The sequence below is a fragment of the Sphingomonas arvum genome (assembly GCF_026013565.1).
GTDB lineage: Bacteria > Pseudomonadota > Alphaproteobacteria > Sphingomonadales > Sphingomonadaceae > Sphingomicrobium > Sphingomicrobium arvum.
The window spans coordinates 249762-276414 of sequence record NZ_JAPDOB010000001.1 but is presented as its reverse complement, the minus strand read 5'-3'; the positions used below and the strand labels follow the sequence as shown (position 1 = coordinate 276414).

At 67.8% G+C, this 26653-nt stretch carries 28 protein-coding genes; 14 read left to right on the top strand and 14 right to left on the bottom strand.

From position 1 onward, the window contains the following. Positions 1 to 81: 81 nt before the first annotated feature. Complete coding sequence (locus OMW55_RS01445; protein WP_264880258.1) at positions 82 to 1338, bottom strand: acyl-CoA dehydrogenase family protein; 1257 nt, start codon at positions 1336 to 1338, stop codon at positions 82 to 84. Between the two features lie 64 nt (positions 1339 to 1402). Here OMW55_RS01445 and OMW55_RS01440 point away from each other — a divergent pair, with 64 nt between their 5' ends. Continuing rightward, positions 1403 to 2557: an acyl-CoA dehydrogenase family protein gene (locus OMW55_RS01440; protein WP_264880257.1), complete on the top strand. Its 1155-nt coding sequence runs from the start codon at positions 1403 to 1405 to the stop codon at positions 2555 to 2557. A 4-nt stretch (positions 2558 to 2561) separates the two neighbouring features. After that, positions 2562 to 3692 (top strand): acyl-CoA dehydrogenase family protein, encoded by a 1131-nt coding sequence (locus tag OMW55_RS01435; protein WP_264880256.1) that lies wholly within the window; start codon positions 2562 to 2564, stop codon positions 3690 to 3692. Here OMW55_RS01435 and OMW55_RS01430 read toward each other — a convergent pair. Both OMW55_RS01430 and OMW55_RS01425 read right to left on the bottom strand, forming a co-directional pair. Beyond that, a complete protein-coding gene (locus OMW55_RS01430; RefSeq protein ID WP_264880255.1) occupies positions 3686 to 4072 on the bottom strand; it encodes a PaaI family thioesterase in 387 nt (128 codons plus the stop codon). The two genes, OMW55_RS01435 and OMW55_RS01430, sit on opposite strands and share 7 nt — an antisense overlap. A gap of 62 nt (positions 4073 to 4134) precedes the next feature. After that, positions 4135 to 5064 (bottom strand): hypothetical protein, encoded by a 930-nt coding sequence (locus OMW55_RS01425; protein ID WP_264880253.1) that lies wholly within the window; start codon positions 5062 to 5064, stop codon positions 4135 to 4137. Positions 5065 to 5272: 208 nt separating this feature from the next. Here OMW55_RS01425 and OMW55_RS01420 point away from each other — a divergent pair, with 208 nt between their 5' ends. The 7 genes from OMW55_RS01420 to sseA are packed head-to-tail and all read left to right on the top strand — an operon-like array spanning position 5273 to position 11985. Next, the gene (locus tag OMW55_RS01420) at positions 5273 to 5527 is read left to right on the top strand and encodes an acyl carrier protein (RefSeq protein WP_264880251.1); all 255 of its coding nucleotides are present in this window, start codon (positions 5273 to 5275) and stop codon (positions 5525 to 5527) included. 17 nt (positions 5528 to 5544) lie between these two features. Continuing rightward, the gene (gene spt / locus OMW55_RS01415) at positions 5545 to 6783 is read left to right on the top strand and encodes a serine palmitoyltransferase (protein ID WP_264881966.1); all 1239 of its coding nucleotides are present in this window, start codon (positions 5545 to 5547) and stop codon (positions 6781 to 6783) included. 43 nt (positions 6784 to 6826) lie between these two features. Further along, the gene (locus tag OMW55_RS01410; RefSeq protein WP_264880249.1) at positions 6827 to 7456 is read left to right on the top strand and encodes a hypothetical protein; all 630 of its coding nucleotides are present in this window, start codon (positions 6827 to 6829) and stop codon (positions 7454 to 7456) included. Then, entirely contained in the window at positions 7453 to 8658 is a 1206-nt protein-coding gene (locus tag OMW55_RS01405; RefSeq protein ID WP_264880248.1) for a M20 metallopeptidase family protein, read from the top strand. The genes OMW55_RS01410 and OMW55_RS01405 overlap by 4 nt, the downstream gene beginning before the upstream one ends. An 8-nt stretch (positions 8659 to 8666) precedes the next feature. Then, positions 8667 to 10706 carry an OPT family oligopeptide transporter gene (locus tag OMW55_RS01400; RefSeq protein WP_264880247.1) on the top strand — a complete coding sequence of 680 codons (2040 nt, stop codon included), beginning with the start codon at positions 8667 to 8669 and terminating at the stop codon, positions 10704 to 10706. Continuing rightward, on the top strand, positions 10703 to 11149 hold the full coding sequence (queF, locus tag OMW55_RS01395; RefSeq protein ID WP_264880246.1) for a preQ(1) synthase: 447 nt from the start codon (positions 10703 to 10705) through the stop codon (positions 11147 to 11149). The genes OMW55_RS01400 and queF overlap by 4 nt, the downstream gene beginning before the upstream one ends. Then, positions 11149 to 11985, top strand: coding sequence for a 3-mercaptopyruvate sulfurtransferase (sseA, locus tag OMW55_RS01390; RefSeq protein ID WP_264880244.1), 837 nt, complete (start codon positions 11149 to 11151; stop codon positions 11983 to 11985). The genes queF and sseA overlap by 1 nt, the downstream gene beginning before the upstream one ends. Here the strand turns inward: sseA and OMW55_RS01385 are convergent. The 6 genes from OMW55_RS01385 to OMW55_RS01360 form a co-directional block, all read right to left on the bottom strand. Continuing rightward, positions 11982 to 12326: a hypothetical protein gene (locus OMW55_RS01385; RefSeq protein ID WP_264880242.1), complete on the bottom strand. Its 345-nt coding sequence runs from the start codon at positions 12324 to 12326 to the stop codon at positions 11982 to 11984. The two genes, sseA and OMW55_RS01385, sit on opposite strands and share 4 nt — an antisense overlap. Before the next feature lie 67 nt (positions 12327 to 12393). Further along, on the bottom strand, positions 12394 to 12948 hold the full coding sequence (locus tag OMW55_RS01380; protein ID WP_264880241.1) for a winged helix-turn-helix domain-containing protein: 555 nt from the start codon (positions 12946 to 12948) through the stop codon (positions 12394 to 12396). A 31-nt stretch (positions 12949 to 12979) separates the two neighbouring features. Further along, positions 12980 to 13390 (bottom strand): DUF3035 domain-containing protein, encoded by a 411-nt coding sequence (locus tag OMW55_RS01375; RefSeq protein ID WP_264880240.1) that lies wholly within the window; start codon positions 13388 to 13390, stop codon positions 12980 to 12982. Then, positions 13383 to 13886, bottom strand: coding sequence for a signal peptidase II (gene lspA, locus OMW55_RS01370; protein WP_264880239.1), 504 nt, complete (start codon positions 13884 to 13886; stop codon positions 13383 to 13385). The genes OMW55_RS01375 and lspA overlap by 8 nt, the downstream gene beginning before the upstream one ends. Further along, positions 13879 to 16704: an isoleucine--tRNA ligase gene (ileS, locus tag OMW55_RS01365; protein ID WP_264880238.1), complete on the bottom strand. Its 2826-nt coding sequence runs from the start codon at positions 16702 to 16704 to the stop codon at positions 13879 to 13881. Before ileS ends, lspA begins: the two co-directional genes overlap by 8 nt. Before the next feature lie 40 nt (positions 16705 to 16744). Further along, the gene (locus OMW55_RS01360; protein WP_264880236.1) at positions 16745 to 17668 is read right to left on the bottom strand and encodes a bifunctional riboflavin kinase/FAD synthetase; all 924 of its coding nucleotides are present in this window, start codon (positions 17666 to 17668) and stop codon (positions 16745 to 16747) included. 217 nt (positions 17669 to 17885) lie between these two features. On the opposite strand from OMW55_RS01360, the gene rpsM reads away from it, so the two are divergent. From rpsM to OMW55_RS01345, 3 genes are all read left to right on the top strand, one after another. Continuing rightward, on the top strand, positions 17886 to 18254 hold the full coding sequence (gene rpsM / locus OMW55_RS01355; protein WP_264880235.1) for a 30S ribosomal protein S13: 369 nt from the start codon (positions 17886 to 17888) through the stop codon (positions 18252 to 18254). A 124-nt stretch (positions 18255 to 18378) separates the two neighbouring features. Then, positions 18379 to 18768 (top strand): 30S ribosomal protein S11, encoded by a 390-nt coding sequence (gene rpsK, locus OMW55_RS01350; RefSeq protein WP_264880233.1) that lies wholly within the window; start codon positions 18379 to 18381, stop codon positions 18766 to 18768. A 94-nt stretch (positions 18769 to 18862) separates the two neighbouring features. After that, a complete protein-coding gene (locus OMW55_RS01345) occupies positions 18863 to 19948 on the top strand; it encodes a DNA-directed RNA polymerase subunit alpha (RefSeq protein WP_264880230.1) in 1086 nt (361 codons plus the stop codon). A gap of 92 nt (positions 19949 to 20040) precedes the next feature. On the opposite strand, the gene OMW55_RS01340 is transcribed toward OMW55_RS01345, so the two are convergent. From OMW55_RS01340 to OMW55_RS01330, 3 genes are all read right to left on the bottom strand, one after another. Next, positions 20041 to 21411 carry a glutamate--cysteine ligase gene (locus tag OMW55_RS01340; protein WP_264880228.1) on the bottom strand — a complete coding sequence of 457 codons (1371 nt, stop codon included), beginning with the start codon at positions 21409 to 21411 and terminating at the stop codon, positions 20041 to 20043. A gap of 12 nt (positions 21412 to 21423) precedes the next feature. Continuing rightward, on the bottom strand, positions 21424 to 22158 hold the full coding sequence (locus OMW55_RS01335) for a 16S rRNA (uracil(1498)-N(3))-methyltransferase (protein WP_264881965.1): 735 nt from the start codon (positions 22156 to 22158) through the stop codon (positions 21424 to 21426). A 187-nt stretch (positions 22159 to 22345) separates the two neighbouring features. Next, positions 22346 to 22663 (bottom strand): DUF6481 family protein, encoded by a 318-nt coding sequence (locus tag OMW55_RS01330; RefSeq protein ID WP_264880226.1) that lies wholly within the window; start codon positions 22661 to 22663, stop codon positions 22346 to 22348. A 253-nt stretch (positions 22664 to 22916) separates the two neighbouring features. Between OMW55_RS01330 and ubiA the strand changes: the two genes are divergently transcribed. Continuing rightward, the gene (gene ubiA / locus OMW55_RS01325) at positions 22917 to 23843 is read left to right on the top strand and encodes a 4-hydroxybenzoate octaprenyltransferase (protein WP_264880225.1); all 927 of its coding nucleotides are present in this window, start codon (positions 22917 to 22919) and stop codon (positions 23841 to 23843) included. A gap of 16 nt (positions 23844 to 23859) precedes the next feature. Then, positions 23860 to 25206, top strand: a complete 1347-nt coding sequence (locus OMW55_RS01320) for a TldD/PmbA family protein (protein WP_264880224.1) — start codon at positions 23860 to 23862, stop codon at positions 25204 to 25206. Here the strand turns inward: OMW55_RS01320 and OMW55_RS01315 are convergent. Both OMW55_RS01315 and OMW55_RS01310 read right to left on the bottom strand, forming a co-directional pair. Further along, positions 25175 to 25618 carry a CoA-binding protein gene (locus OMW55_RS01315; RefSeq protein ID WP_264880222.1) on the bottom strand — a complete coding sequence of 148 codons (444 nt, stop codon included), beginning with the start codon at positions 25616 to 25618 and terminating at the stop codon, positions 25175 to 25177. The genes OMW55_RS01320 and OMW55_RS01315 overlap by 32 nt on opposite strands. Positions 25619 to 25632: 14 nt before the next feature. Beyond that, the gene (locus tag OMW55_RS01310; protein WP_264880221.1) at positions 25633 to 26592 is read right to left on the bottom strand and encodes an Mrp/NBP35 family ATP-binding protein; all 960 of its coding nucleotides are present in this window, start codon (positions 26590 to 26592) and stop codon (positions 25633 to 25635) included. Between the last annotated feature and the right edge of the window lie 61 nt (positions 26593 to 26653).

Genomic DNA, 26653 nt, shown 5'->3' with positions numbered 1-26653 from the left:
GCGAAGCGAAGTCGAAGGGCGCCCTTCGACTACGGTCCTCCGGACCTCCGCTCAGGACGAGCGACAGGTCCGCTGAGAAGATCACGGCACCTGCGGGTCGATGGAGGCGTGCTTGCCGTATTCGATCTGCGCGATCGAGCGGTTGTGGACCTCGTCGGGGCCGTCGGCCAAGCGCAGGGTGCGGATGCCGGCCCACATGTGGGCAAGCGGCGTATCCTGGCTGACGCCGGCGCCGCCGTAGGCCTGAACCGCGTCGTCGATGATCTGGAGCGCCATGCGGGGCGCCTTGACCTTGATCATGGCGATCTCGGCCTTGGCGGCCTTGTTGCCGGCCTTGTCCATCAGGTCGGCCGCCTTGAGGCAGAGGAGGCGCGAGCAATCGATCTCGATCCGGGCCTCGGCGACGCGCTGTTCCCAGATGCTGTGTTCGCCGATGCGCTTGCCGAATGCGACGCGGCTGTTGAGGCGCTGGACCATGAGCTTCAGCGCTTCCTCGGCCGCGCCGATGGTGCGCATGCAGTGATGGATGCGGCCCGGCCCGAGGCGGCCTTGCGCGATCTCGAAGCCGCGGCCTTCGCCGAGGAGGAGGTTGTCGGCGGGGACGCGGACGTTCTCCAGCCGAATCTCCATGTGGCCGTGAGGGGCGTCGTCGAAGCCATAGACGCTGAGGTAGCGTTCGACGGTGATTCCGGCCGCGTCCATCGGCACCAGGATCATCGACTGCTGCTGGTGCTTGCGGGCTTCGGTGTCGGTCTTGCCCATCAGGATGGCGACCTTGCAGCGCGGATCACCGGCGCCGGACGACCACCACTTCTTGCCGTTGATGACGTAGTCGCCGCCGTCCCGCGCGATCTCGCAGCGGATGTTGGTGGCGTCGGAACTGGCGACGCCCGGCTCGGTCATCAGGAAGGCGGAGCGAATCTCGCCGCGCATCAGGGGCGTGAGCCACTGGTCCTTTTGCGCACGGGTGCCGTAGCGGTGCAGCACTTCCATGTTGCCGGTGTCGGGCGCGGAGCAGTTGAACACTTCGGACGCGAAGCCGACGCGGCCCATCTCCTCGGCGCACAGCGCATATTCGAGGTTGGTGAGCTGCTCGCCTTCAAACTGGAAGCTTTCGTCGACGTGGCTGAGCGCGCCGCCGGGCGGCATGAACAGGTTCCACAGGCCGGCGGCCTTGGCCTGCTGCTTGAGCGGTTCGAGGCCTTCGAGGTGGTGCCAGCGGTCGCCGCTGTTGAGCTCGGCCGCGAGGCCGGGGACAGCGGGGCGGACGTGCGTTTCGATGAAGTCGCGTACTCGGTCGCGAAAGTGGGCCTGTCTTTCGGTCAGGTCGAAATCCACTTGGCCCTCCTATTAACTTGTCGCTTCGATGCGCTAGGATGCGTTGCAGAAGGAAACAAGTGTCATGGCTGACCTCGATCAATTCCGCACCGAAACCCGCGCCTGGCTGGAGGCCAACTGCCCGCCGGAGATGCGGCAACCGGTCAAATCGGAGGACGACGTCTGCTGGGGCGGGCGCAACTTCGAGTTCCAGTCGGAAGCGCAGAAGCGCTGGCTCCAAGTGATGGCTGAGCGCGGGTGGACGACTCCGGACTGGCCGCGCGAGGTCGGTGGCGGCGGGCTGTTGCCGGCCGAGGCCAAGATCCTCAAGGAGGAAATGCGGCGGATCGGCGCGCGCAATCCGCTGAACAGTTTCGGCATCTCGATGCTCGGGCCGGCGCTGCTGAAGTATGGAACTGAGGAGCAGAAGCAGCGCTTCCTGCCGCCAATCGTGCGCGGCGAGATCCGCTGGTGCCAGGGCTATTCGGAGCCGGGCGCCGGCAGCGACCTCGCTGGCCTGCAAACCCGGGCCGAGGACATGGGCGACCACTATCTCGTGAATGGTCAAAAAGTGTGGACCAGCTACGCCGACCAGGCCGACTGGATCTTCTGCCTCGTGCGGACCTCGACCGAGTCGAAGCATGGTGGCATCAGCTTCCTGCTGTTCGACATGGAATCGCCCGGCGTGTCGACCAAGCCAATTCTGCTGATCAGCGGCTATTCGCCGTTCTGCGAGACCTTCATGGACGACGTGAAGGTGCCGAAGGACCAGGTGGTGGGCGAGGTCAACAAGGGCTGGGACGTCGCCAAGTATTTGCTCGGGCACGAGCGCGAGATGATCAGCGGCATGGGGCTGGGCGGCGGCGCGGCGCTGCTGGGCAAGTCGGTCGGCGATATCGACGATCCAGCGCTCAGGGCCGAAATTGCGGCATTCGACGTCGACGCGCTGGCATTCGCGGCGATGAGCGAGCGGTTTATTGATCAACTGAAGGCCGGGGAGGCGCACCCGGCGATGCCGAGCATGATGAAATATTCGGGGACCGAGTTGAACAAGCGACGGCACGAGTTGGTGATGGCGGCCGGCGGATCGGACACGCTGGAGTGGGACAGCGAGCGCACGCGCAAGGGCAAGCCGGCGCGCGAGTGGCTGCGGACCAAGGCCAATTCTATCGAGGGCGGCACCAGCGAAATCCAGCTGGGCATCATCGCCAAGCACATCCTCCGCCTGCCGGGAGCGTAAGAACTTGACCCTTCTGACCGACGATCAACGCCAGCTGCATGACATGGCCAAGTCCTTCCTGGCCGAGGAAGGGACGATCAAGCAGCAGCTGCGCCACTGGCGCGATACCGGGTGCAAAGACGGGTTCGGCCACGGGCTGTGGAAGCAGTTCGCCGAACTGGGCCTGACCGGTATCGCCATTCCCGAGGACAAGGGAGGGCTCGGCCTCGGCGCGACGGAAGCGGCGCTGGTGCTAGAGGAGGTCGGGCGCAACCTGACGCCCTCCCCGTTCCTGACCACCGCGGTGGCGACGGCGCGGGCGCTGGGGGGCACGGCGCAGGGCGATCGCTGGTTCCCCGGCATCGTCGCGGGCGAGACGGTCGCGGCGCTGGCGGTGGACGAGGGCAAGCACCATCGGCCCGAGACAGTTGCGACTGCCGCGACGCGGTCAGGCAACGGTTTCACCCTGAGCGGGTCCAAGCAGTTCGTGGTGCATGGCGCCTCGGCCGACGTGATCCTGGTCGCGGCACGGACCGGCGGATCGACCGGCGAGCGCGAGGGGCTGACTTTGTTCGCGGTCGAACGCGACGCGAAGGGCATGGAGGTCGAGAACGTCACGCTGGCCGATGCCAGCAAGGCGGCGCGGCTGACGCTCGAAAAGGTTGAGGTGGATGCCGACGCGGTGGTCGGCGAAGTGGACAACGGCTGGGCGCCCTTGTCGCGGGCGCTGGCCGCCGGCCGCGCGGGCTCGGCCGCGGAACTTGTCGGCCTCGCCTCGGGCGCGGCCGACATGACCACCGAATATCTGAAGGCGCGCAAGCAGTTCGGAAAGCTGATCGGCGAGTTCCAGGTACTTCAGCACCGCTCCGCGCACCTGTTCAGCGAGATCGAGATCGCCCGCGCCGCGGCCTACAAGGCGGCCGAGCTGATCGACCGCGGCGACGAGCGCGCCGAGCTGATGACCCATGTCGCCAAGGCCAAGGCTGGCCGCTCGGCGGCACTCGCCGTGCAGGAGGGCGTGCAGATGCACGGTGGCATCGGCATGACCGACGAGCATGACATTGGCTTGTACATGAAGCGGCAGGCGGTGCTCGACCGGCTGTTCGGCGACTGGCGCTACCACGCTGGCGAGGTCGCCCGGATCGCGGGTTACTGACGCTCCAGCAGGAAATTGATGCGCGCGCTGGCGATCGGGGTGTCGCGGCTGTCCTGCCAGGCGAACGCCTCGACATTGGCAATGGTGCGCCCGAGCCGCTCGACCACCGCCGCTGCATAGGTGTCGCGGTCGCGGCCGCCGAGCATGTAATTGACGGTGACCGTGACCGGCTTGGTCACCACCACCTCGTCCCCGGTCGCCCGCCGCAGCGTGCCAAAGGCCGCGAATTCCAGCAGTCCGGCGATGGCGCCGCCGTGCAGGAACTGCGGCCGGCCCATCACGTCGTCGTGCCACGGCATGACGAACTGGATGGCGTCGTCCCCGAGCTCCTCCGTGCGGAGGCGGAGCAGCTCGGCATAGGGCGGAAGCGAGGTCATCATGCGACCTAGCGAGAACGGCCGCTCAAGCGCAATCCCGGCCGGGAAGCCCGCCGGGCGACAGGTCAGCGGCCGGGCGCTTCTCGGAACTCCATCCGGTTGTCCCGCTCGCGGCTGGCGAACCACATGTCGGGCGCGGGTGATTCGCTGCCCGCACGAGCCGACGAGAAGGTCAGCGTGGTGCCGTTCCAGCTGATGTTCGCCCGCGCATCGAACTGGGGCGAGCTGAGCGAGCTCAGGTGGATGGCTGGCCCGAACGGACCCGCGGCGCGCTCCCGTGTCGCGTAATAAAGGTCGGGTCCGCCCAAGGTGCCGGCCCTGGTAGAGTCGAAGAAGATGGTGCGGCCGTCGTGCGTGATGCTGGGCCGGTTGTTTGACCCAGCCGCGTTCACGCTTCCCTCGACCAGCGTCGGGGTGCCGCCCTCCACGCTCTGGTAGATCTGCCCGCCGCTGCCGTCGTCGTTTCGGCGGGAGAACAACATGACCGATCGCCCGGCCTCGTCCTCGTAGAAGGCGGTGCTTTCCTCCTCGAGCGCAGTGTTGACGTTCGGCACGGGTTCCGGCGTGCTCCAGCCCTTGGGCCCTTCCCTAGTGACGTAGAGCTCGCCGGTGTCGCCGGTCCGCGTACTGGAGAAGTACAGGCGGCCGCCGCGGCGGAGCGTGGGGCAGAATTCGTTCGACGTGGTGAGGTTGATTGGCGCGGGCAGCCGCTGCGGCGCTCCGTAGCCTTCGCTCGTGCTGCGGCGGCGGGCGATGTAGATGTCCTGAGAGCCGGCACGGTTGGAGTTGAATGCGATGCTGAGGCCGTCCGGCGCCTGAGTCGCGCAGCCGTCGACCGCCGGCGTGTTCAGCGCGGACGAGGAGCCAGGCAAGCTTTCAAGGCTTGCGGGGGCGCTCCAGTCACCAAAGGCCGGCAGCGCCAGCCCTGCGGTTCCGGTCAGCAGGAACACGGAAAACGTGATTGGCGCGAGCGCCTTCGAGCTCAAGTTCCTCATCGTGGACCCCCTATTTGGTCACCAGCGGGAACGCCTACGGCCGGCTCGACAGCTTCCTGCACAAATCGAGTCGGTTAATCATAAGTGAACTCGTGCAGGACCGGTCGCAACACAGGCGATGGGTTAGCCCATCTGGGAGAACACAGCCTGCCCCATTACCGCCGCATGGCGTTGCCAGTGGCGGCCACGCCAACTAGGACCCACGACCATGACCGACCGCGACGAACGGCTGCAAACGATCCTCCGCCTGATCGAGGAGTTCAACAAGAAGGGCGTGGAGGTGACCGAGGCCACCCGTTTTGCCCAAGACCTGGAGTGGGACAGCCTGACGGTGATGGACTTCGTCGCCGCCGTCGAGGACGAATATGACATCATCATCACCATGAACCGCGCGGCCGAAATCGAGACGGTCGGCCAACTGGTTGACGCCGTGGGCGAACTGCAAGGCTCGGCGTCCGCGTGACCGATCCCGGTCTCGAGATGACGGCGCAGGCGGGCCGCCCAAGCGTGCGCGGCACCGCGCCGGACCTCTTCGACAAGTTCCAGCCGCTGATCGACCAGCGGGCGGCGCTGCTGGCGGGCGGCCTCACCGACCCGTTCAACCTGGTGATGGAGCGGGTGGAAAGCCCCACCGTCGCGATCTGCAACGGCCGCCGCACCATCCTGCTCGGCACCTACAATTACATGGGCATGACGTTCGACCCCGACGTCATCGCCGCCGGCAAGCAGGCGCTGGACGAGTTCGGGTCGGGGACCACCGGCAGCCGAGTGCTGAACGGCACCTATCAGGGCCACCGCGAGTGCGAGGACGCGCTGCGGGAGTTCTACGCGATGGACCATGCGATGGTCTTCTCGACCGGCTACCAGGCGAACCTGGGCATCATCTCGACCATGGCCGGCAAGGACGATTACGTCATCCTGGACACCGACAGCCATGCGTCGATCTACGACGGGTGCGGGCTTGGTAACGCGCAGATCGTGCCCTTCCGGCACAATGACGTGGAGGCGCTGGAAAAGCGCCTGAAGCGCCTGCCCGCGGACGCCGGCAAGCTGGTGGTGCTGGAGGGCGTCTATTCAATGCTGGGGGACATCGCGCCACTTAAAGAGATGGTTGCGGTCTCCAAGGAGGCGGGCGCGATGGTGCTGGTCGACGAGGCCCATTCGATGGGCTTCATCGGCGAACATGGGCGCGGCGTGGCCGAGGCGCAGGGCGTCATCGATGACGTCGACTTTATCATCGGCACCTTCTCGAAGTCGGTCGGCACCGTTGGCGGCTTCTGCGTGTCTAACCATTCCAAGTTCGAAATCCTGCGGCTGGTGTGCCGCCCCTACGTGTTCACCGCCAGCCTGCCGCCAAGCGTCGTGGCGACCGCCGCCACCTCCATCCGCAAACTAATGAGCGGCGGGGCCAAGCGCACCCACTTGCTGGAGAACAGCAAGCGGCTGCACGGGGGCCTGAAGGAGCTCGGCTTTACGCTGGGCACGGACGAGCCGCAGAGTGCGATCATCGCCGTGATCATGCCCGACCTCGAGCGCGGCGCGGCCATGTGGGAAGCGCTGCTGCACGAGGGCCTGTACGTTAACCTGGCCCGCCCGCCAGCAACTCCGCAGGGCATGACGCTGCTCCGCTGCTCGTTGTGTGCGGAGCATTCGGGAGCGCAGGTAGGCGAGATCCTGGGCATGTTCGAGGCCGCGGGCCGCAAGGTCGGAGTGATCTAGGGGGAGCCTTGCCAGCGCCCTTTCGGGGGCGCACCACTGCTCCATGCCCATTCTGCTCGCCTTTCTGCTGGTAAGCGCGCCGCCGCCGGCCGCTGCCGCGCTCGTTGGCGAATGGCGTACCGACCAGATGGAAATGGCCGGCGGGCTGGAGCTGCGGGCGAACGGCCACTTCCGCTACGCGTTGAGCTACGGCGCAGCGGACGAGACCGGCGCGGGCAAGTGGGAGCTGCGCAGCGACCGGGTGATCCTGACCAGCGATCCAATGCCAGTGGCGCCCGCCTTCGAGCTGGTCAGCGACCAGCGGCTACCCAAGGGCGAGCTGCGGGTAGAGCTGGAGCCGCCCGGCTTCGGCTATCAGGGCAGCTATGACGTCCTGCTCTACAGCACTGGGAAGGCAGCGCCCGAAGTTGCCAAGGCGATGAGCGACGGGCTGGTATCCCTTGGTGAGCGGCCATACCCGGACCGGGTGGTTCCGGCCGTACCCTTCTATCCGGTGGAGCCCCAAGGCGCGGTGCGGCTGGATGCTCGGTTCGGGCACCGCTTGGTGTTCAGGTTCAAGCCGAACGACCTCGGCAAGGCTGCGTTCAAGGGGGAGCCGCTGATACTAGACGGAGACCGGCTCCTGCTGGTTCGCTTTGACACCGCGATCCGCTTCCGCAAGGTGGACCCATGACGCTGCTCAACACCGACTTCCGTGCCTCCGCCGCCGCGGAGTTCGACCAGATGATCCAGCTTCGCCGGGCGATCCATGCCGATCCGGAGCTTGGGTTGCACTGCGACCGGACCACGGCCAAGCTGAAGGGCGCGTTGGACGGCCTGCCGCTGGAGATCCGGGACAGCAAGTCCACGAGCGGCTTCGTCGCGATCCTCCGGGGCGGACAACCGGGTCGGACGGTGCTGCTGCGCGGCGACATGGACGCGCTGCCGATCCGCGAGGAGACGGGCCTGCCCTTCGCCAGCACGGTTGAAGGCAACATGCACGCCTGCGGACACGACACGCATTCGGCGATGTTGGCATCCGCGGCGAGGATCCTGTGCGCGCAGCAGGCGAGCCTGGCGGGCACAATCATCTTCATGTTCCAGCCGGGCGAGGAAGGGCACCACGGCGCCCGCTTCATGATCGAGGACGGGCTGCTGGACGATCCGCGGCCGGACGGTGCGTTCGCGCTGCACATCTTTCCCAATATTGCGGGCGGCGTAGTGACCACGCGGGCCGGCGCGCTGCTGGCGTCGACCGATGCACTGAACGCCACGATCAAGGGACGCGGCGGGCATGCGGCGATGCCGTACGATGCGATCGATCCGATCCCGGTCGCCTGCGAGGCGGTCAGCGCGGCGCAGTCGTTCATCGCCCGGCGCACGCCCTTCTTCGACCCGGCGATCCTGTCGGTGACCCAGATCCACGCCGGAACGGCCTACAACATCGTGCCCGACACGGTGGAGATCAAAGGCACGCTCCGCACGCTGTCGGACGAGCGGCGGGAGGCCGGCAAGGCGGCGTTCGAGCGCATCGTGACCCAGGTTGCCGCCGCGCACGAATGCACGGCCGAAGTGCGGATCGACACGGGCTACCCCGCCTGCGTCAACGATCCGCGGGCGGCCCGACTGGTGAGCGAGATCGCGGCCGACCTGTTCGGGGCCGACCAATATGCCGAGATGCCGACCCCGATCATGGGCGGCGAGGACTTCGCCTATGTGCTGCAGCGCGTGCCCGGCGCGATGGCGTTCCTCGGCGTCGCGCCTCCGGGCGAGGAGCCGGGCCCGCGCGCGCCGCTGCACAATGGCAAGATGACGATCCATGAAGACTGGCTGCAACGGGGTGTCGCCCTGCACTGCGCCTTTGCAACCCGCTTCCTGGCGAGCGGCTGGGAGTAAGCACCGATATGGCTACCGTTACCGCCGACGCGCCGCGCGGCGCTGCCGTTCCGCTGAAGGAACTCACCTTACGCGGGATCATACTTGGCGCCTTCCTCACGGTGCTGTTCACGGCCGCCAACGTCTACCTGGGGCTGAAGATCGGGATCACCTTCGCCACCTCCATTCCGGCGGCGGTGATCTCCATGGCGGTGCTGCGGGCGTTCCGGGATCCGACCATCCAGGAGAACAACATCGTCCAGACGATCGCGTCCTCGGCCGGCACGCTGAGCGCGATCATCTTCGTGCTGCCTGGCCTGATCATGGTCGGTTGGTGGACGGGCTTCCCCTACTGGTTGTCGGTGGCGGTGATCGGGGTCGGCGGCATCCTGGGGGTGATGTACTCCGTGCCGCTGCGCCGCGCGCTGGTGACCGGCAGCGACCTCCCGTACCCCGAAGGCGTGGCCGCGGCCGAGGTGCTGAAGGTCGGCGCTGGCGTCGGGGGCGCTGAGGAGAACCGACGGGGCCTGACCGCCATCGTCATCTCCTCGGTCGTGTCCGCCTTCTACTTCATGTTCGCCAAGACGCGGGTGGTCGCCGAAGCCGCGGAGAAGAGCTTTCGCCTGGGCAGCGGCGCGACCAGCGCGTCGGCCAGCCTGTCCATGGCGCTGATCGGCGTCGGTCACCTGGTCGGAATGGCGGTGGGCATCGCGATGATCGTCGGCCTGCTGATCGCCCGCCTGGGCCTGCTGCCATGGCTGACGGCAGGTCCGCTGGCTGCCGGCGGCGCGGTGGACGAGGTGGTCGCCACCACTTTCCGCAGCCAGGTCCGCTTTATCGGCGCGGGCACCATTGGCGTTGCCGCCATTTGGACCCTGCTCAAGATCATCGGGCCTATCGTGAAGGGCATCAAGGACGCGCTGGCTGCGAACCGTGCGCGGCAGGGCGGCGAGACGTTGGCGCTGACCGAACGCGACCTGCCGATCACCATTGTCGGCGGCACCATCCTGCTGGCGATGATCCCGATCGCGCTGCTGCTTGCTGCGTTCGCGCAATCGGGTCCGATCGCGAGTGCCGAGGGCACGACGCTGACGCTGTCGATCCTCTACATCCTGGGCGCGGGCATCGTGATTGCGTCGGTGTGCGGCTACATGGCGGGGCTGATCGGCGCGTCCAACAGCCCGATCTCGGGCGTCGGCATCCTCAGCGTGCTGGGTATCTCGCTGATCCTCGCGGCGCTCTTCGGCCAAGGCGCGGCCGATGCGACCGCGACCAAGAGCCTGGTCGCCTTCGCCCTGTTCGTCACCGCCATCATCTTCGGCGTGGCGACCATCTCCAACGACAACCTCCAGGACCTGAAGACCGGGCAGTTGGTCGGCGCGACTCCGTGGCGGCAGCAGGTGGCGTTGGTGTTGGGCGTGATCTTCGGCGCACTGGTGATCCCGCCGATCCTGGACCTCCTGAACAGCGCCTTCGGCTTTCAGGGGGCGCCGGGCGCCGGCCCGAACGCGCTGGCGGCCCCGCAAGCGGCGCTGATCTCGGCCATCGCGCAGGGCGTGCTGGGCGGCAGCCTCGACTGGGGACTGATCGGCACGGGTGCGATTATCGGGGTGGTCGTGATCATTATCGACGAGGGCCTGCGCCGGGGCACGGGCAAGTACAGCCTGCCCGCGCTGGCGGTCGGCATGGGCATCTACCTGCCAATGGACCTGACGCTGCTGATCCCGATCGGCGCCTTGGCCGGCTGGCTGTACAATCGCTGGGCCGAGCGGCAGTCCAACCCGGGCTTCGCCGAGCGGATCGGGACTCTGATGGCGACCGGCCTGATTGTCGGCGAGAGCCTGATGGGCGTGCTCTACGCCGGCATCGTCGCGGCGGCCGAGCAGGCCGGCAGCGAAAACGCCGGCGAGGTGCTGGCAGTGGTGGAGGACTTCCCGCTGGCCATCCCGCTCGGCATCGTCCTGTTCACCGCGCTGGTCGCCGGCCTTTATGCCTGGACCAGCCGGGCGGCGCGCTCGGCTCCAGCCGCGGACGAGCCGCTCGAGCCGCGCGAGGCGGCGATCCGATGACGCCCAAGCACCTTGGCCAGTCGACGCCCCTGCCTGGCTCGCCGGAGCAGGCGGAGCTCGACTACGTTCCCAATCCGCGGGCGGGCAGCCTGTACCTGGTGCGCTTCGCCGCGCCCGAGTTCACGTCGCTGTGCCCGGTCACCGGCCAGCCCGATTTTGCGCACCTGGTGATCGACTATGCGCCGGGCGAGACCATCGTGGAGTCGAAGAGCCTGAAGCTGTTCCTGGGCTCCTTCCGGAACCATTGCGGGTTCCACGAAGATGTGACGGTCGGGATCGGCCAGCGTCTTCAGGAGGAGATGAAACCGCGCTGGATTCGGATCGGCGGCTACTGGTACCCTCGCGGCGGCATTCCGATCGACGTCTTCTGGCAGTCGGGCGCACCGCCCGAGGGCTTGTGGGTGCCGGACCAAGGAGTGGCGAGCTACCGCGGGAGAGGCTGATGCAGGATCTGGTGTCGACGGAGTGGCTGGCGAGCGAACTGGGTGCTCCGGACCTCGTCGTGCTGGATGCAAGCTGGCATATGCCGTCCGCCAACCGGCATGCCCGGGCCGAGTACGAGGCGCGCCACATCTCAGGGGCACGCTTCTTCGACATCGATGCGCTGTCGGATCACGACTCCGACTGCCCGCACATGTTGCCGTCCGCGGAGCTGTTCGGTTGCGCCATGGGCGACCTGGGCGTCGGCAGTGGCGACCGGATCGTAATCTACGACGACAGCGCACTGCGGACCTCGGCACGGGCATGGTTCATGCTGCGGCACTTCGGTGCCCTTCAGGTCGCGATCCTGGATGGTGGGCTGGCCAAGTGGGTGGCGGAAGGGAGGCCGACCGAGCGCGGCTGTCCGGCGGAGCGGGTCGCTCGGTTTGACGTGGCGGAGCGGCCGGGCGAGGTGGTCCACAAGGACGAGGTGCGGCGCGGCACCGGCCTGCCGATCGTCGACGCCCGGGGTGCCAAACGCTTCACGGGCGAGGAAGCGGACCCGCGACCCGGCGTGGCCCCGGGACACATGCCCGGCGCACGCAACCTGCCCTATGCGGCGATGTACCGGGACGACGGTACGTTTCGCTCACCCGAGGAGCTCCAGGCGGCGTTCGCGGGTGCTGGGGTGGACCCGACGCGGCCGTTCGTCGCCAGCTGCGGGTCGGGCGTGACCGCGAACAGCCTGATCTTCGCCGCGCATTTGCTCGGCAACGACCGGACCCGGTTGTACGATGGGAGCTGGAGCGAGTGGGGTGCCGACGCCGGCATGCCCAAGGAGCTTGGTCCGGCGGCCTAGCGCCTCCGGAACAGCGCTTCGACCTCGGCCAGACCGGCGCGTAGGTCGTCGGACAGGCGCTCGGCAGCGGCCGGGTTCGGCGTGGTCATCAGCAGCTCGAGCCCGCCGATCGCCCGGTCCGCCACGCGCTGCGAGCGGCGGGCGAACACGTCGCGGTGGAGCGGCGGCAGTTCCGGCCAGACCTGCGTGACGTCGAGCGACTCTGTGAGTTCCGCGCTGGTCTTGCCCGCCATCAGGTCGGCGGCACGCAGCGCCTGGCGGATGCTGGCGAGGTGGGCGGCAGCGTGTGCGCCCTCGAGCGGGAGCGCCGGCGACTCGGTGCGGGGAAGAGGATGCGCCATGCCGTCCGGTCTGGGCGTGAATGGCTAACGAAAAGTGAAGGACCGCTCCGCGATGGAGCGGTCCCGCTCAGGCCGCGGCGTTCGCCGGGGTGATGTCGCGCAGGATCCAGCCGCGCTGGGGAATGGTCTCGATGAACTCCGCGCCATTGGACGCCAGGCGCAGCTTTTTGCGCAGCTTGGAGATGAACACGTCGATGATCTTGGGCTGCGGCTGGTCGTCGGCCCGGCGGTAGAGGTGCTTCAGCAGCATGGTGCGGGTGACGACGTTGTTGCGGGCGAAGGCGAGCAGCTCCAGCACGCGGTATTCCATCTCGGTGATGGCGATCGGGTGGCCATCGATGCGGATCAGGCGCTGCACCTGGTCCACCGCCAGCCGGCCGCCGCACAGGGTGGCCGGCATCTCGCCGCCGCTGGCGCGCAGGGTGGACAGGAGGCGCGAGGCGACCTCGTCGCCGTCGTCCTGGGCACCGCTGGGCGGCGCGCCGAGCAGCTGCTGGTGCAGCTCCGCAATCCCCTTGTGCGCTTCCTCGACCAGCTTGGCGCCCTCGTCGAAGCGGCGGCGCGAGCGGTCGAGCATCGCCTCGATCTCGACCAGCCGGGCGGAAATGTTATCGTCGGCCATGCTTTCCCCGCTTCCCTTGCCCCCGGGTGCCTTACGGTACCGAGGCGACCGCCACCTGACTGTCAGCCTCCGGTGCGTTGATGATGCTACGGGTCGTTTCGCCTTTGTCCACTACCTGTGTGGTATTATCACCTGCAAGGCTGCGAATGCCAAGGGCAACGCGATCGCCGCCCGCCTTGTCGAGCAGGCTGGTCTCGCTGGCCGAGCGCGGCGCTGGGCCGCCGAACAGAGCCTGAATCGCTTGCTGTTGCGCGTCCGAGGCGCTGATGGTGGCAGTGCCGGGCGCCGGCGGCGTGAGCGAATAGTCGGGCGGAATGACCAGCGGCGCATTGCGCGCAACGGCGAACTCGTCGAGGCGGCTGCCACGTGCACCGCCCGTGCTGCAGCCCGCGACCAGGAGCGCCGTGCCGGCGAGGCCCAAGACCATGGAAACCTTACGCATTCTGAACCTTCTCCCTGGACGCTGAGTCCTTCACGAATAGCGCCCGCAATATCAGGATCACGACGCCGATGCTAATAGCGGCATCGGCGACATTGAAGACCAAAAACGGCCGCCATGACCCGAAGTGCAGGTCGGCGAAATCGAGCACATAGCCGAACCGCACCCGGTCGACGATGTTGCCCAGCGCACCGCCCAGCACCATCCCGAGCGCGAGCTGGTCACCCTTCTTCGGCTCCCGAAACAGCCAGTATGCGACAACCATCGCGATTGCGGCGGTGAAGGCCACCAGCAACCAGCGATAGGTGTCGGTCGAGGCAGTCAGCAGTCCGAGCGAGATGCCGTGATTGTGGACCCGCATCAGGTCGAAGATCGGCAGCAGGTCGAGCCGGTCCCCTTCCGCGCGGAGGCCGAACGGACCCGCGACCAGCCACTTAGTCAGCTGGTCGGCGATGAACACCAGCGCCGCCGTCAGCAGTCCGAAACGCGCCCTACTCACCGACCACCTCCTCGCAGCGGGCGCACAGGCCCGCGTTCGCCTCGACCTCTGGAAGCAGGCGCCAGCAGCGATTGCACTTGTCGTACGCCACCCGCTGCGCGACGACCGCCGGCCCAGCAACAACGTGGCCGGTGTCGAGCACGACCTCCGAGACGATGAACAACTCCGCCAGTTCGTCCGCGGACAGCATGGGCCGGTCCGCCTCGTCAGGGAAGCCGAGGGCGATGCGGACCTCGAGGCTGGAGCCCACAGCCTTTTCACGGCGCATCGGCTCGATCTCGGCGGTGACCTGCTCGCGCAAGGTCCGGTAGCCGGTCCAGATCTCAGCCAGGCGGCGGTCCTGCCACTCGCCGACTTCCGGCCATTCGAGCAGATGGACGCTGCCGGCATCAGGGTAGCGCGTACCCCAGACTTCCTCGGCGGTGAACACCAGAACCGGAGCGGCGTAGCGGACCAGCGCCTGGAACAGGATGTCCAGCACCGTCCGGTAACTGCGCCGCTTCAGATCATCCGCCGCGTCGCAATAGAGGCTGTCCTTGCGGATATCGAAGAAGAAGGCCGATAGGTCGTTGTTGCAAAAATCGGTCAGCGCACGGGTGTAGGCGTTGAAATCGTACTCTGTGGCGGCGCGGCGTAGCTCAGTGTCGAGCATGGCGAGCGCCGAGAGCATGTAGCGCTCCAGCTCCGGCATCTCAGCCATGTCGACCCGCTCCTCGTCCGAGAAGCCGTCCAGCGCGCCGAGCAGGTAGCGGAAGGTGTTGCGCAGCTTGCGGTAACCGTCGGCGACGCCTTTGAGGATCTCGTCGCCGATCCGATGGTCCTCGGTATAGTCGACCGACAGCGCCCACAGGCGGATGATGTCGGCGCCGTTCACCTCCATCACCTTGATGGGATCGACCGTGTTCCCCAGGCTCTTGGACATCTTCATGCCCTTGGGGTCCATGGTGAAGCCGTGGGTCAGCACCGCGTCGTAGGGCGCGCGATCGCGGGTACCGCAGCTTTCAAGCAAGGACGACTGGAACCAGCCGCGATGCTGGTCGGAGCCTTCGAGGTAGAGGTCGGCCGGCCAGCGCAGTTCCGGCCAGCGGCCGCTTTCGAGCGTGAAGACGTGGGTGCAGCCGCTGTCGAACCAGACGTCGAGAATGTCCGTGACCTGCTCGTAGTCGTCTGGATTGCGGCCCTCGCCCAAGAAGCGGGCGGCGGCGCCGTCGGCGGTCCAGGCGTCAACGCCGCCTTCACGAATGGCGGCGACGATGCGGGCGTTCACCTCCGCGTCGACTAGATACTGGCCGGACTTGCGATCGACGAACAGGGTGATCGGAACGCCCCAGGCGCGCTGGCGCGAGAGGACCCAATCGGGACGGTCCTGCACCATCGAGCCGATGCGGTTGCGGCCTTTCTCAGGGGTGAAGCGCACGCGGTCGAGTTCGGCCAGTGCCTTGTCGCGCAGGGTGCCGCCTTCACCAGCCTGATCCATCGGCACGAACCACTGCGGGGTGCAGCGGTAGATGACGCGGGCCTTGGAGCGCCACGAGTGCGGGTAGCTGTGGCGGAAGTCGCCGGCGGATAGCAGCGCTCCGGCGTCGCGGAGGTCGGAGCAGATCGGACCTTCGGGCGCGTTGAACTTGGGGTTGATGACGCTGCCCTGCCCGCCCAGCCACGGCCAGTCGGCGCGATACTTGCCGTCGCCCTCCACCGCGAAGACGGGGTTGATGCCGTGCGCCTTGCAGACCTCGAAATCCTCCTCGCCATGGTCGGGCGCCATGTGGACGAGGCCCGTGCCGGCATCGGTGGTGACGTGGTGGCCGGGGATCAGCGGACGCGGCGTGGCGAAGAAGCCGCCGAGTTGGTGCATCGGGTGGCGGACGATGGTGCCGGCGAGTTCGGAGCCTTTGCCTTCCCAAACCTGCTTGAAGACTGACGTCTCGCCAATTTGATCGGCCACACGTGTCCCGAAAGCTGTATCTAGAGCATCGGCAACCAAGAAGCGCTTGCCGCCGTCGCCTTCAAGCAAGACATAATCGACGTCCTCCCCGTACGCGATCGCCTGGTTGACCGGGATCGTCCACGGAGTGGTGGTCCAGATCACCGCATGGGCGCCGACCAGCTCGGGAATGGGGCTCTCGACGATCTCGAACGCCACGTCGATCTGGGTCGAGGTGACGTCCTCATATTCGATCTCGGCCTCGGCCAGCGCGGTCTTCTCGACCGGGCTCCACATCACCGGCTTGGCGCCACGGTAGAGCTGGCCGGAGGCGGCGAACTTCATCAGCTCGGAGACGATGGTCGCCTCAGCCTCCGGGTCCATGGTGAGATAGGGCTTGTCCCAGTTGCCGCCGATGCCGAGCCGCTTGAGCTGCTCGCGCTGCACGTCGACCCAATGCTGCGCGTAGGCGCGGCATTCGGCGCGGAACTCGGCCGCGGGCACCTCGTCCTTGTTGCGCTTCTTCTTGCGATACTGTTCCTCGACCTTCCACTCGATGGGCAGGCCGTGGCAGTCCCAGCCGGGCACATAGGGCGCGTCCTTGCCCAGCAGGGTCTGGGTGCGGACCACCATGTCCTTGAGGATATGGTTCAGCGCATGGCCGATGTGCATGTCGCCATTGGCGTAGGGCGGGCCGTCGTGGAGGATGAACTTGCTCCGGCCGGCGCGGCTCTCGCGGACGCGGGCGTAGAGGTCCTCCGCCTGCCAGCGGGCAAGGATCTGCGGCTCCTTCTGCGGCAGGCCGGCCTTCATCGGGAAAGCGGTCTTCGGCAGAAAGACGGTGTCGCGCCAGTCGCGCGTCGCAGCAACGTCGGTGGTGGGTTCGTCGGCCATTGGCGCGCGCTCTAGCGGGCAGCGGGCGCGATGCAAACCATCAGGGCAGCAGGAGCCGCCGCGCCTCGGCCTCGTCAGCGCGCATCTGCTCGGTCAGCGCGTCCATGCTGTCGAACTTCTCCTCGCCGCGCAGATAGTGGTGCAACGCGACCTCAACCGTCTGGCCGTAGAGGTCGCCGGCGAAGTCGAACAGATAGGCCTCAAGCAGCTCGACCGGCGGGTCGAAGGTCGGGCGGACGCCCAGGCTAGCGACGCCGGCATGCTCGGCGCCGTCGGGCAATCGCACGCGAACGGCATAGATGCCGTAGCTGGGCCGCTGGTAATCGTCGAGCACCAGATTGGCGGTGGGGTAGCCAAGTTGGCGGCCGCGCTTGTCGCCATGCTGGACGACACCCTGGATGGCGAAGGGGCGGGTCAGCAGGCGGGTGGCGGTGCCGGGGTCCGCCGCAGTCAGGGCCTGGCGGATGCGGCTGGAGGAGACGGGCGTACCCTCCACGGCTACGGGCGCGACCGTTTCCGCCGTCATCCCGCGAGCGGCGCCCAGTTCACGCAGGACGGCGACGTTGCCGCCTCGGCGGGCGCCGAAGGTGAAGTCCTCGCCGGTCACCACGCCGGTCGCGCCGAGGTCTCGGGCGAGCAGGTCGACGAACGCCTCGGCACTGGTAACGGCGAGTTGCTGGTCGAAGCGGAGCACCAGGGTGGCGTCCGCGCCGGCGCCGGCGAACAGCGCCATACGCTGGTTGAGGCTGGTCAGCCGGAAGGGCGGCGCGTCGGGGCGGAAATGGCGAACCGGGTGCGGATCGAAGGTGGCGACGATCGCCGGCCGGCCCTCGTGCGCGGCGCGGGCAACGGCGCGCCCGACCACCGCCTGGTGGCCGAGGTGGAAACCATCGAAGTTGCCGAGCGCAACGATGCCCCCGCGGAATGCCTCGGGGATGCCGCTGCCGAGGGAAAGCCGCTCCATTGCCTGGCCCTGTAGCCAAAGGCCGCGGCGTCCGCAAAGCGGTTGACTCAGCGGCGGCTCGCCCATATCTGCGCGCCATCCCGTTCCCCTGGTGTCCGGCGGCGCATCCGTGCGTGCGCCGTTTTCGCGTTAGCGATTGGGCCAGGATGCGGGACAACAGCGACGAGATGGGGCGGCCGGTGTCGCCTCGTGGAGCTTAAGGGAAGAAACACACCGCATGGCTCGTATTGCCGGGGTCAACATCCCCACCAACAAGCGCGTAGAAATCGCGCTCACCTACATCCACGGCATTGGTCAGACCAAGGCTAAGGAAATCACCGCCAAGCTGAACATCGCCGCCGAGCGCCGGGTTCAGGACCTGACGGACCAGGAGGTCCTCCAGATCCGCGAGACCATCGACGCCGAGCACACGGTTGAGGGCGACCTTCGCCGTGAAACCGCGATGAACATTAAGCGGCTGATGGACCTGGCCTGCTACCGTGGCCTGCGTCACCGCAAGGGCCTGCCGGTCCGCGGTCAGCGCACCCACACCAACGCCCGTACCCGCAAGGGCAAGGCCAAGCCGATCGCTGGCAAGAAGAAGTAAGCGAGCAGGAACAGCCCAAGGGACTGTTCCGACACGCTTGCTCCGCCGGAAGGCGGCTTCAACCAGTGCAACGCAACTCTGCCCTGCCCATCAGCAAGGCCTCGGATTGTAGGAATAACCAGATATGGCACGCGAACCACAGCGCCTTCGGCGCCGCGAGCGCAAGAACATCACCGCCGGCGTCGCCCACGTGAACGCCAGCTTCAATAACACCATGATCACCATCACGGACGCGCAGGGCAATGCGATTGCCTGGAGCTCGGCCGGCATGATGGGCTTCAAGGGCAGCCGCAAGTCGACGCCCTATGCCGCCCAGGTCGCCGCCGAGGACGCGGGCCGCAAGGCCGCCGACCACGGCGTTCGCACGCTCGAGGTCGAGGTCAAGGGGCCGGGTTCGGGCCGCGAGAGCGCCCTGCGCGCACTGCAGGCGGTGGGCTTCACCATCACCTCCATCCGCGATGTGACGGCGATCCCGCACAACGGCGTCCGCCCGAGCAAGCGCCGCCGCGTCTAAGAGTTCCGGCCAAAGTGGTACTTTGGCCGAGGCTCTCGAACAGAAGATAACAAGGTCCGGCGAGACGTCGCCGTTCCGCTGCCAAGGAAGCAACATGGCCGTCAACGCAAAGAACTGGCAGGAACTGAAGAAGCCCAACAGCCTGGAGCGCAAGGTTGGTGGCGACTCCCGCCGCAAGGCAGTGTTCGTGGCCGAGCCACTGGAGCGTGGCTTCGGCATGACGCTGGGCAACTCGCTGCGCCGGGTACTGTTGAGCTCACTCCAAGGCGCTGCCGTCACCTCGATCAAGATCGAAGGCGTGCTGCATGAGTTCAGCAGCCTCGCCGGCGTCCGCGAGGATGTCACCGACATTATTCTCAACATCAAGAAGCTGGCGATCCGCATGGAGGGCGAAGGCCCCAAGCGGCTCCACCTGACCGCGACCGGCCCCGGCGAAGTCACCGCCGCGCAGATCCAGACCACGGGCGACATCGAGATCAGCAACCCGGAACTGGTGATCTGCCACCTCGACCAAGGTGCGACGCTCAATATGGAGCTGACCGCTGACATCGGTAAGGGCTACGTCCCCGCCTCGGCCAACCGTCCGGCCGACGCGCCGATCGGCCTGATCCCGGTCGATGCACTGTACAGCCCGGTCCGCCAGGTCGCCTACAAGGTCGAGAACACCCGCGTCGGGCAGGAGCTGGATTACGACAAGCTGACGCTGACGGTCGAGACCGACGGCACCGTGTCTCCGGAAGATGCGCTCGGCTATGCTGCCCGGATCCTGCAGGACCAGCTCACCCTGTTCGTCAGCTTCGACGATTCGAGCTACCGCAGCGCGTCGCCGATGATCGGTCAGGCGACGACTGCCGCGCCGGCGACCGGCAGTGCCATGCCGGAGACGACGACCGACACCAACCAGCTCAACCGCTACCTCCTCAAGAAGGTGGACGAGCTGGAGCTGTCGGTTCGCAGCGCCAATTGCCTCAAGAACGACAACATCATCTACATCGGCGACTTGGTGCAGAAGACGGAGGCGGAAATGCTCCGCACCCCGAACTTCGGCCGCAAGTCCTTGAACGAGATCAAGGAAGTGCTCGCGTCGATGGGCCTGCGCCTCGGCATGGACATTCCGGGCTGGCCGCCCGAGAACATCGAGGAAATGGCCAAGAAGCTCGAGCAGGAGATGCTGGGCTAAGCCGCACCAGCACCGACGTCACGGGATCAGTTCCGGTGACGGCAACTGCCAGGATGAAAGAGGGTCGCCCCAGTTGGGGCGGCCCTTCTTTGTTAGAAGCTCATCTCATTATACACTCGCGACACGTCGCCGCCCCACTCGCCATTGTACCAGGCAAGCAGGCGGTCGGCGGGGGTGACGCCCGTCGCTACGACCTCGCGCAGGGGGTCGAGAAAGCCGCCCTCGTTGTCGCCGGCGCCGTTGAGACGGCCGCGGGCCGTCAGGCCGGCGGCGGCAATATCGAGCACCCGACCAGCAAGCTCGCGGACCGTGCCGCCGCCGGGCACACTCGCCTCCAGCGCCAGCCGGGGCACGTCGGCGCGGAGCTGCTCACGCTGGTCGATGGTCCAGTGCTTGACCAGATCCCAGGCGGCATCGAGCGCACTTTGGTCGTAGAGCAATCCGACCCACAGGGCCGGCAGCGCACAGATGCGGCCCCAGCGGCCGCCGTCCGCGCCGCGCATCTCAAGGAAGCTTTTGAGACGCACTTCCGGAAAGGCGGTTGACAAGTGGTCGACCCAGTCGCTGACACGCGGGCGTTCGTCGGGCAGCTGCGGCAGCTTGCCGTCGAGAAAGGCGCGGAAGCTTTCGCCGGCGCAGTCGATGTATCGGCCATCGCGGAACACGAAGTACATCGGCACGTCGAGCGCATAGTCGCAGTAGCGCTCATAGCCGAAGCCATCCTCGAACACGAAGGGCAGCATGCCGGTGCGGTGTGGGTCGGTGTCGGTCCAGATATGGCTGCGGAAGCTCTTGAAGCCGTTGGGCTTGCCTTCGGTCAGCGGCGAGTTCGCGAACAAGGCAGTGGCGACCGGCTGCAGCGCCAGGCCTACCCGAAACTTCTTGGCCATGTCGGCCTCGGACGAGTAATCGAGGTTCACCTGAATGGTGCAGGTGCGCAGCATCATGTCGAGACCCAGCGTGCCGACCCGCGGCATGTGGTTCAGCATGATCTTGTAGCGGCCTTTGGGCATGATCGGCAGCTCGGCGCGAGTCTTGTCGGGCCACATGCCGAGGCCAAGGAAGCCGAGCCCGAGCCGGTCGCCGACTGCCTTGCATTGTTCGAGATGGCGGTTCGCCTCGGCGCAGGTCTGGTGCAGGTTCTCGAGCGGCGCACCCGACAACTCGAACTGGCCTGCAGGCTCCAGGCTGACGGTGCCATCCGGTCCCGCCAGCGCAATGATCTTGCCGTTCTCCTCCACCGGCCGCCAGCCGAACTCGGTCAGGCCCAGGAGGAGGTCGCGGATACCGCCGGGCTCATCCCAGGACGGCGCGCGGTGGTCGGCCCGATGGTAAACGAACTTCTCATGCTCGGTGCCGATGCGCCAGCGATCCGGCGACTTCTCGCCACCCGCAAACACGGCGAGCAGGTCATCCCGACCTTCGATGAGGGGGCTCTCGCCAAGGTCGGTGCGCGTGGTCATGGTGCGCGGCGCTTAGCGCCAGTCTCCCGCCAGCGCCATATAGGCGGTGACGGCGGCGAGCGCGGCGGTTTCGGCGCGGAGGATGCGCGGGCCGAGGGAGATGGCGGTGGCGAGGCGGTGGGCGCGGACCGCCTCGCGTTCGTCGGGCGTGAAACCGCCCTCGGGGCCAATCAGGATGGTCGCGGGACCGGGCCGGAGTGCTTCGGACGCGTGCGCCCCGCCGGTCTCGTCCGCGAAGTAAAGCGGCCGGTCGAGCTGGCCCAGGAAGGCGGCCAGCGGCTTCGGCTCGGCAACGGCGGGCAGCAGAGTGCGGCCGCATTGCTCGGCGGCCTCGATCGCGATGCTCTCAAGTCGTTCCAGCTTGACCCGCTCGGCGACGGTGCGGCCGGTCATGACGGGCTGGAGGCGGGCGACGCCAAGCTCGGTCGCCTTTTCGACCAGCCAGTCGGTTTGGGCGCGCTTGATCGGCGCGAAGGCAAGGGTGAGCTCGGGGAGCGTTTCAGGCGAGCGGGTCCGGCGCTGGACGGTGACCGTCATGCGCTTCTTCGCCGCTTCCGTGATGCGGGCCAGCCACTCGCCCGACGCGCCATCGAACAGCAGCACTTCCCCGCCCGCCCCCAACCGAAGGACGTTGCCGAGGTAATTGGCCTGGGCCGGGTCGAGCGCGACCGTCGCGTCGTCAGCCAACGCCGCGCGGACGAACAGGCGAGGCAGGCTGCGCGGCGGCCAGGCCGGGGTGGCGATCACCGGTGCCCGGTCCGGAAAGGGACGAAGTACATGAAAGCGATCGGGTCGCCGACCGGCCCGCGCACCACCTGCGGTTGGCTGCACGCCCTTTTGCGACAGGGTGGCGTGGATGGTCTGACCGGCATGGCGACAAGCCAAGCAAATGACTTCCTAGTTGTCAGTGCCACGTGAGGCGACCCGCCGACCGTCAGCGGCGCGCCTTGCGCGCGGCGTAGCGGGCATCGCGGGCGGCCTTTTTTTCGGCCTCGGTCAGGACCGGCTTGGCGGCCTTGGCGGCAGCGGCCGCCTTGGCCTCGGCGGCGGCTTCCGCCTTGGCCTGCGCCTCGGCCTTCTTCGCGGCCGCCTTCTCAGCCTGGACGGCCTGCTTGCGCTCGGCCGCGGCTAGGCGCTCGGCCGCCACGGCCGGATCAACAGGCGGCTTGTTGCGCAGCTTCTCCAGCGCCTTGGCGCGAGCGTCTGCCGCCTGCGCGGCGCGGTCCTGGAAGGTCGGGTTCTTGAAAGCCATGGGTGTTCGTGTCTCCTGCCGGTGCCGAACCCTGAGCGGGAAGGCTTCGGTCGCCAGTAGCGCTTAGCAGGGACAGCCGTAAGGCGGGAGGGCAAACGCAGGGCGCATATGGCTGACGAGTGTCCACTTTGGGTGGAAAGCGGACTTCTTGGAACCTCCCCATTGCTGCAACGCGGAAGTTCTCGTCAAAGTACGCAATGAGCCGATAGCGGACACGGCAGACATCCGGGCCAGCAGGCGCTAATCGGCCGGGATGACGACGCGTCCGGCCACTTCCGACCTTGTTCCTGACAGTGAGCGGTCCGGGCTCATCGGTGCGCTGCCACCGACGTTCAGGCCTTACGCCAGCTTGATGCGGGTGGATCGGCCGATCGGGACGTGGCTGCTCTATTGGCCCTGCGCGTGGAGCGTGGCGCTGGCGGGCGTCGAGAGCCGGTGGAGCCTGCTGCTGTGGCTGGCGCTGGGGGCATTCGCGATGCGCTCGGCGGGTTGCGTGTACAATGACCTGATCGACCGCGAGCTCGACCGGCAGGTTGAGCGGACGCGGCTGCGGCCGTTGGCGAGTGGGCGGGTGTCGGCCAAGGCGGCGTGGACGCTGCTGGTCGGACTGAGCCTAATCGGGCTGTTCGTGCTGCTGCAGCTGGAGCGGACCGCGCAGCTGGTGGCGCTGGGCAGTCTCCTGCTCGTCGCCGCCTACCCCTTCATGAAGCGGATCACCTGGTGGCCGCAGGCGTGGCTTGGGCTGGTGTTCAGCTGGGGCGCGCTGGTCGGGTGGCCGGCGGTGACCGGCGCGCTCGCCTGGCCGCCGCTGCTGCTGTGGCTGGGCAGCGTGGCCTGGGTGGTGGGCTACGACACGCTCTACGCCATCCAGGACAAGGAGGACGATGTGCTGGTCGGGGTGAAGTCGTCGGCTCGGCGGCTGGGCGGCCGGGTACGGGTTGGCATCGGGCTGTTCTACGCGCTGGCGGTGGCGGGCTGGGCGGCGGCGGTTTGGGCGGTGCGGCCAGAGTGGCTCGCCCTGGTCGCGCTGGTACCGGCGGCGGTGCACCTCGGGCGGCAGGTGGCGCGGGCCGACCCGGACAATGGCGAGCTGGCGCTCCGCCTGTTCCGGTCCAATCGCTGGACGGGGCTGCTGGTGTTCCTTGGCCTGCTGGTGGTGGGGTTGAGCAGCGCGGCCTAACCGCTACATCGCCCTCATGCTTTCTCCCGAACAAGCCACGGATATCGCCGCCCGCCTGGTTGAGCGCGCGGTCAAGGCGGGCGCAACTGCGGCCGACGCCATGCTGGTCGCCGGCAGCTCGACCTCCGTGTCGGTGCGACTGGGCGAGCTGGAGGACGTGTCACGGTCGGACGACCGGGAGATCGGATTGCGCGTGTTCGCCGGGCAGCGCTCGGCCAGTGTGGCGAGCGCCAACTTCAGCGACGACAGCCTGGACGAGCTGGTTGCGCGGGCGGTGGCGATGGCGGCGGAAGCGCCGGAGGATCCTTTTGCCGGGCTCGCCGCGGCCGAGCTGCTGCTGACGGGCGCGGCGCCGGACCTGGAGGCGTACGACGCAAGCGATCCGGATCCGGCGGCATTGCGAGCGCGGGCGCTGGCGGCGGAAGTGGCGGCGCGGGCGATGCCGGGGGTGACCAATTCGAACGGCGGGTCCGCAGGAAGTTCGGCCAGCACGGTGGCGCTGGCGACCTCGGGCGGGTTCGCGGGGGCGTACCGGGCGAGCGGATTTAGCTGCTCGGCCAGCGTGGTCGCGGGCGAGGGTTCGGCGATGCAGCGCGACTACGCCAGCCATGTGGCGCGGTTCCTCGAGGACCTGGAGGCAGCGGAGGAGATCGGCCGCCGCGCGGGCGAGCGGGCGGCGGCGCGGGTCGGGCCGGTCAAGCCGGCCCCGGGCCGCTATCCGGTGCTGTTCGACCCGCGGGTGGCGGCGTCGCTGCTCGGGCATTTCAGCGCGGCAACCAGTGGCAGCGCCGTGGCCCGCAAGACGAGCTTCCTATTGGAACGGCTGGGCGAACGGGTGTTCGCACCTGGGGTGACGATCCGCGATGATCCGCACCGGCCGCGCGGGCTGCGCTCGCGGCCGTTCGACGGCGAGGGCCTGCCGACGCGGGCATTGGACCTGGTGGCGGACGGGGTGCTGACCAGCTGGGTTGCGGATAGCGCGGCGGCGCGACAGCTGGGGATCGCGCCCACAGGGCACGCCAGTCGTGGGGTCAGCGGCGCGCCGGGGGCAGCGCCGTCCAACCTTTCGCTGCTGCCGGGAACGCGCAGCCGCGAGGAGTTGCTGGCGGCTTTCCCGCGCGCCATCCTGGTGACGGAGCTGATCGGCCAGGGGGTGAACGGCGTCACCGGCGACTACAGCCGGGGTGCGGCCGGGTTCCTGATCGAAGGCGGCGAGATCGTCGGGCCGGTGGCGGAGATCACGGTGGCGTCGAACCTCAAGGACATGTTCGCCACCCTCGAGCCGGGGAGTGACCTGGAGTATAGGAGGGGGGTGGATGCGCCAACGCTGCTCATTCCGGAGATGACGGTGGCGGCGGGCTGACGTTCAGTCGTGCGGCGTCGATCTTGATGCACCGATCGACGACGGTGGCGAGGCCCGCCTGTTCGGCGCGGGTGATGGCTTCGCGGTTCACGACCCCGAGCTGGAACCAGACGGCCTTCGCGCCGACCGCAATCGCCTGCTCAACGGCGTCCATTGCCTCTTCCGGGCGGCGGAAGACGTCGACGATGTCGATCGTCACGCCGACCTGGCCGAGGTCATGCCAGACATATTCGTTGTGGACGTGCTCGCCCGTGATGCGCGGGTTGACCGGGATCACGCGCCAGCCACGGTCGGCCATATAGCCGGAGACGCCGTAGCTGGGGCGCGCCGGATTGTCGGACGCGCCGATCACGGCGATGGTCCGGCTGCTCGACAGCAGGGCGGCGATGTCTTCGTCTGAGGTCAGCGGCATGGGGGTGTAACCCGTCAGGCCGCCACGGTATCCAGCTGGGCGAGGATCCGCTGCGCGAGGTCGCGGAAGGCGTCGGCGGCGGGACCGTCGCCGGCGGCGGGCGGAGAGCCGGCGTCCGACGCTTCGCGCAGCGAGGCCGAGAGCGGCAGGCGGCCGAGGAAGGGCACGCCGAGCACCCTGGCCGCGGCCTCGGCGCCGCCCTGGCCGAACGGGTCGGACGGCTGGCCGCAGTGCGGGCAGTCGTAGCCGGCCATGTTCTCGATCAGCCCTAGCACCGGCACGTTCGTCTTGCGGAACAGGTCGATGGCGCGGGTGGCGTCGATCAGGCTGAGGTCCTGCGGGGTGGAAACGATCACCGCGCCGGCGGGCTTCGACTTCTGCACCAGGCTCAGCTGCACGTCGCCAGTGCCGGGCGGCAGGTCGATGACCAGGATATCGCGGCCTTTCCAGTCGCCTTCGACCAGTTGGCTCAGCGCGCCCGAGGCCATCGGTCCGCGCCAGGCGAGCGCATGGCCGGCACTGACCAGCTGGCCGACGGACAGCAGGTCGACGCCATGCGGGCTGGGCGTTGGGATCAACTGCTTGCCCTCCGCCTCCGGCCTGGCATGGACGCCAAGCAGGGTGGGCTGGGAAGGCCCATAGATGTCGGCGTCGATCATGCCGACCCGCTTGCCAAGGCGGGCCAGAGCGACCGCAAGATTTGCCGCTACGGTGGACTTGCCGACACCCCCCTTGCCGCTGCCGACTGCGATCAGCGTTGGACCGGTTTGCTTAACGGCCGTTAGAGCGACCCGAACGTCCCTGACCCCGGGCTCAGCCAGCGCGGCGGAGCGTAGCCTTTGCTCGAGCGTGTTGCGCTCGGCTGTGCCGAGGCCCGACCCGTCGGCGAGCACGGTGACAATACCGTCCTTGACGCGCACGGATCGGACCCGCGCGCCGTCGGGCCCGGCCCCAAGCTGTTCTTCCAATGGCATATGCTGCAGCTAGGTGCGCGGCTCCCATAGCGCAATCCGGCGGATTGTTACGGCGCCCTAC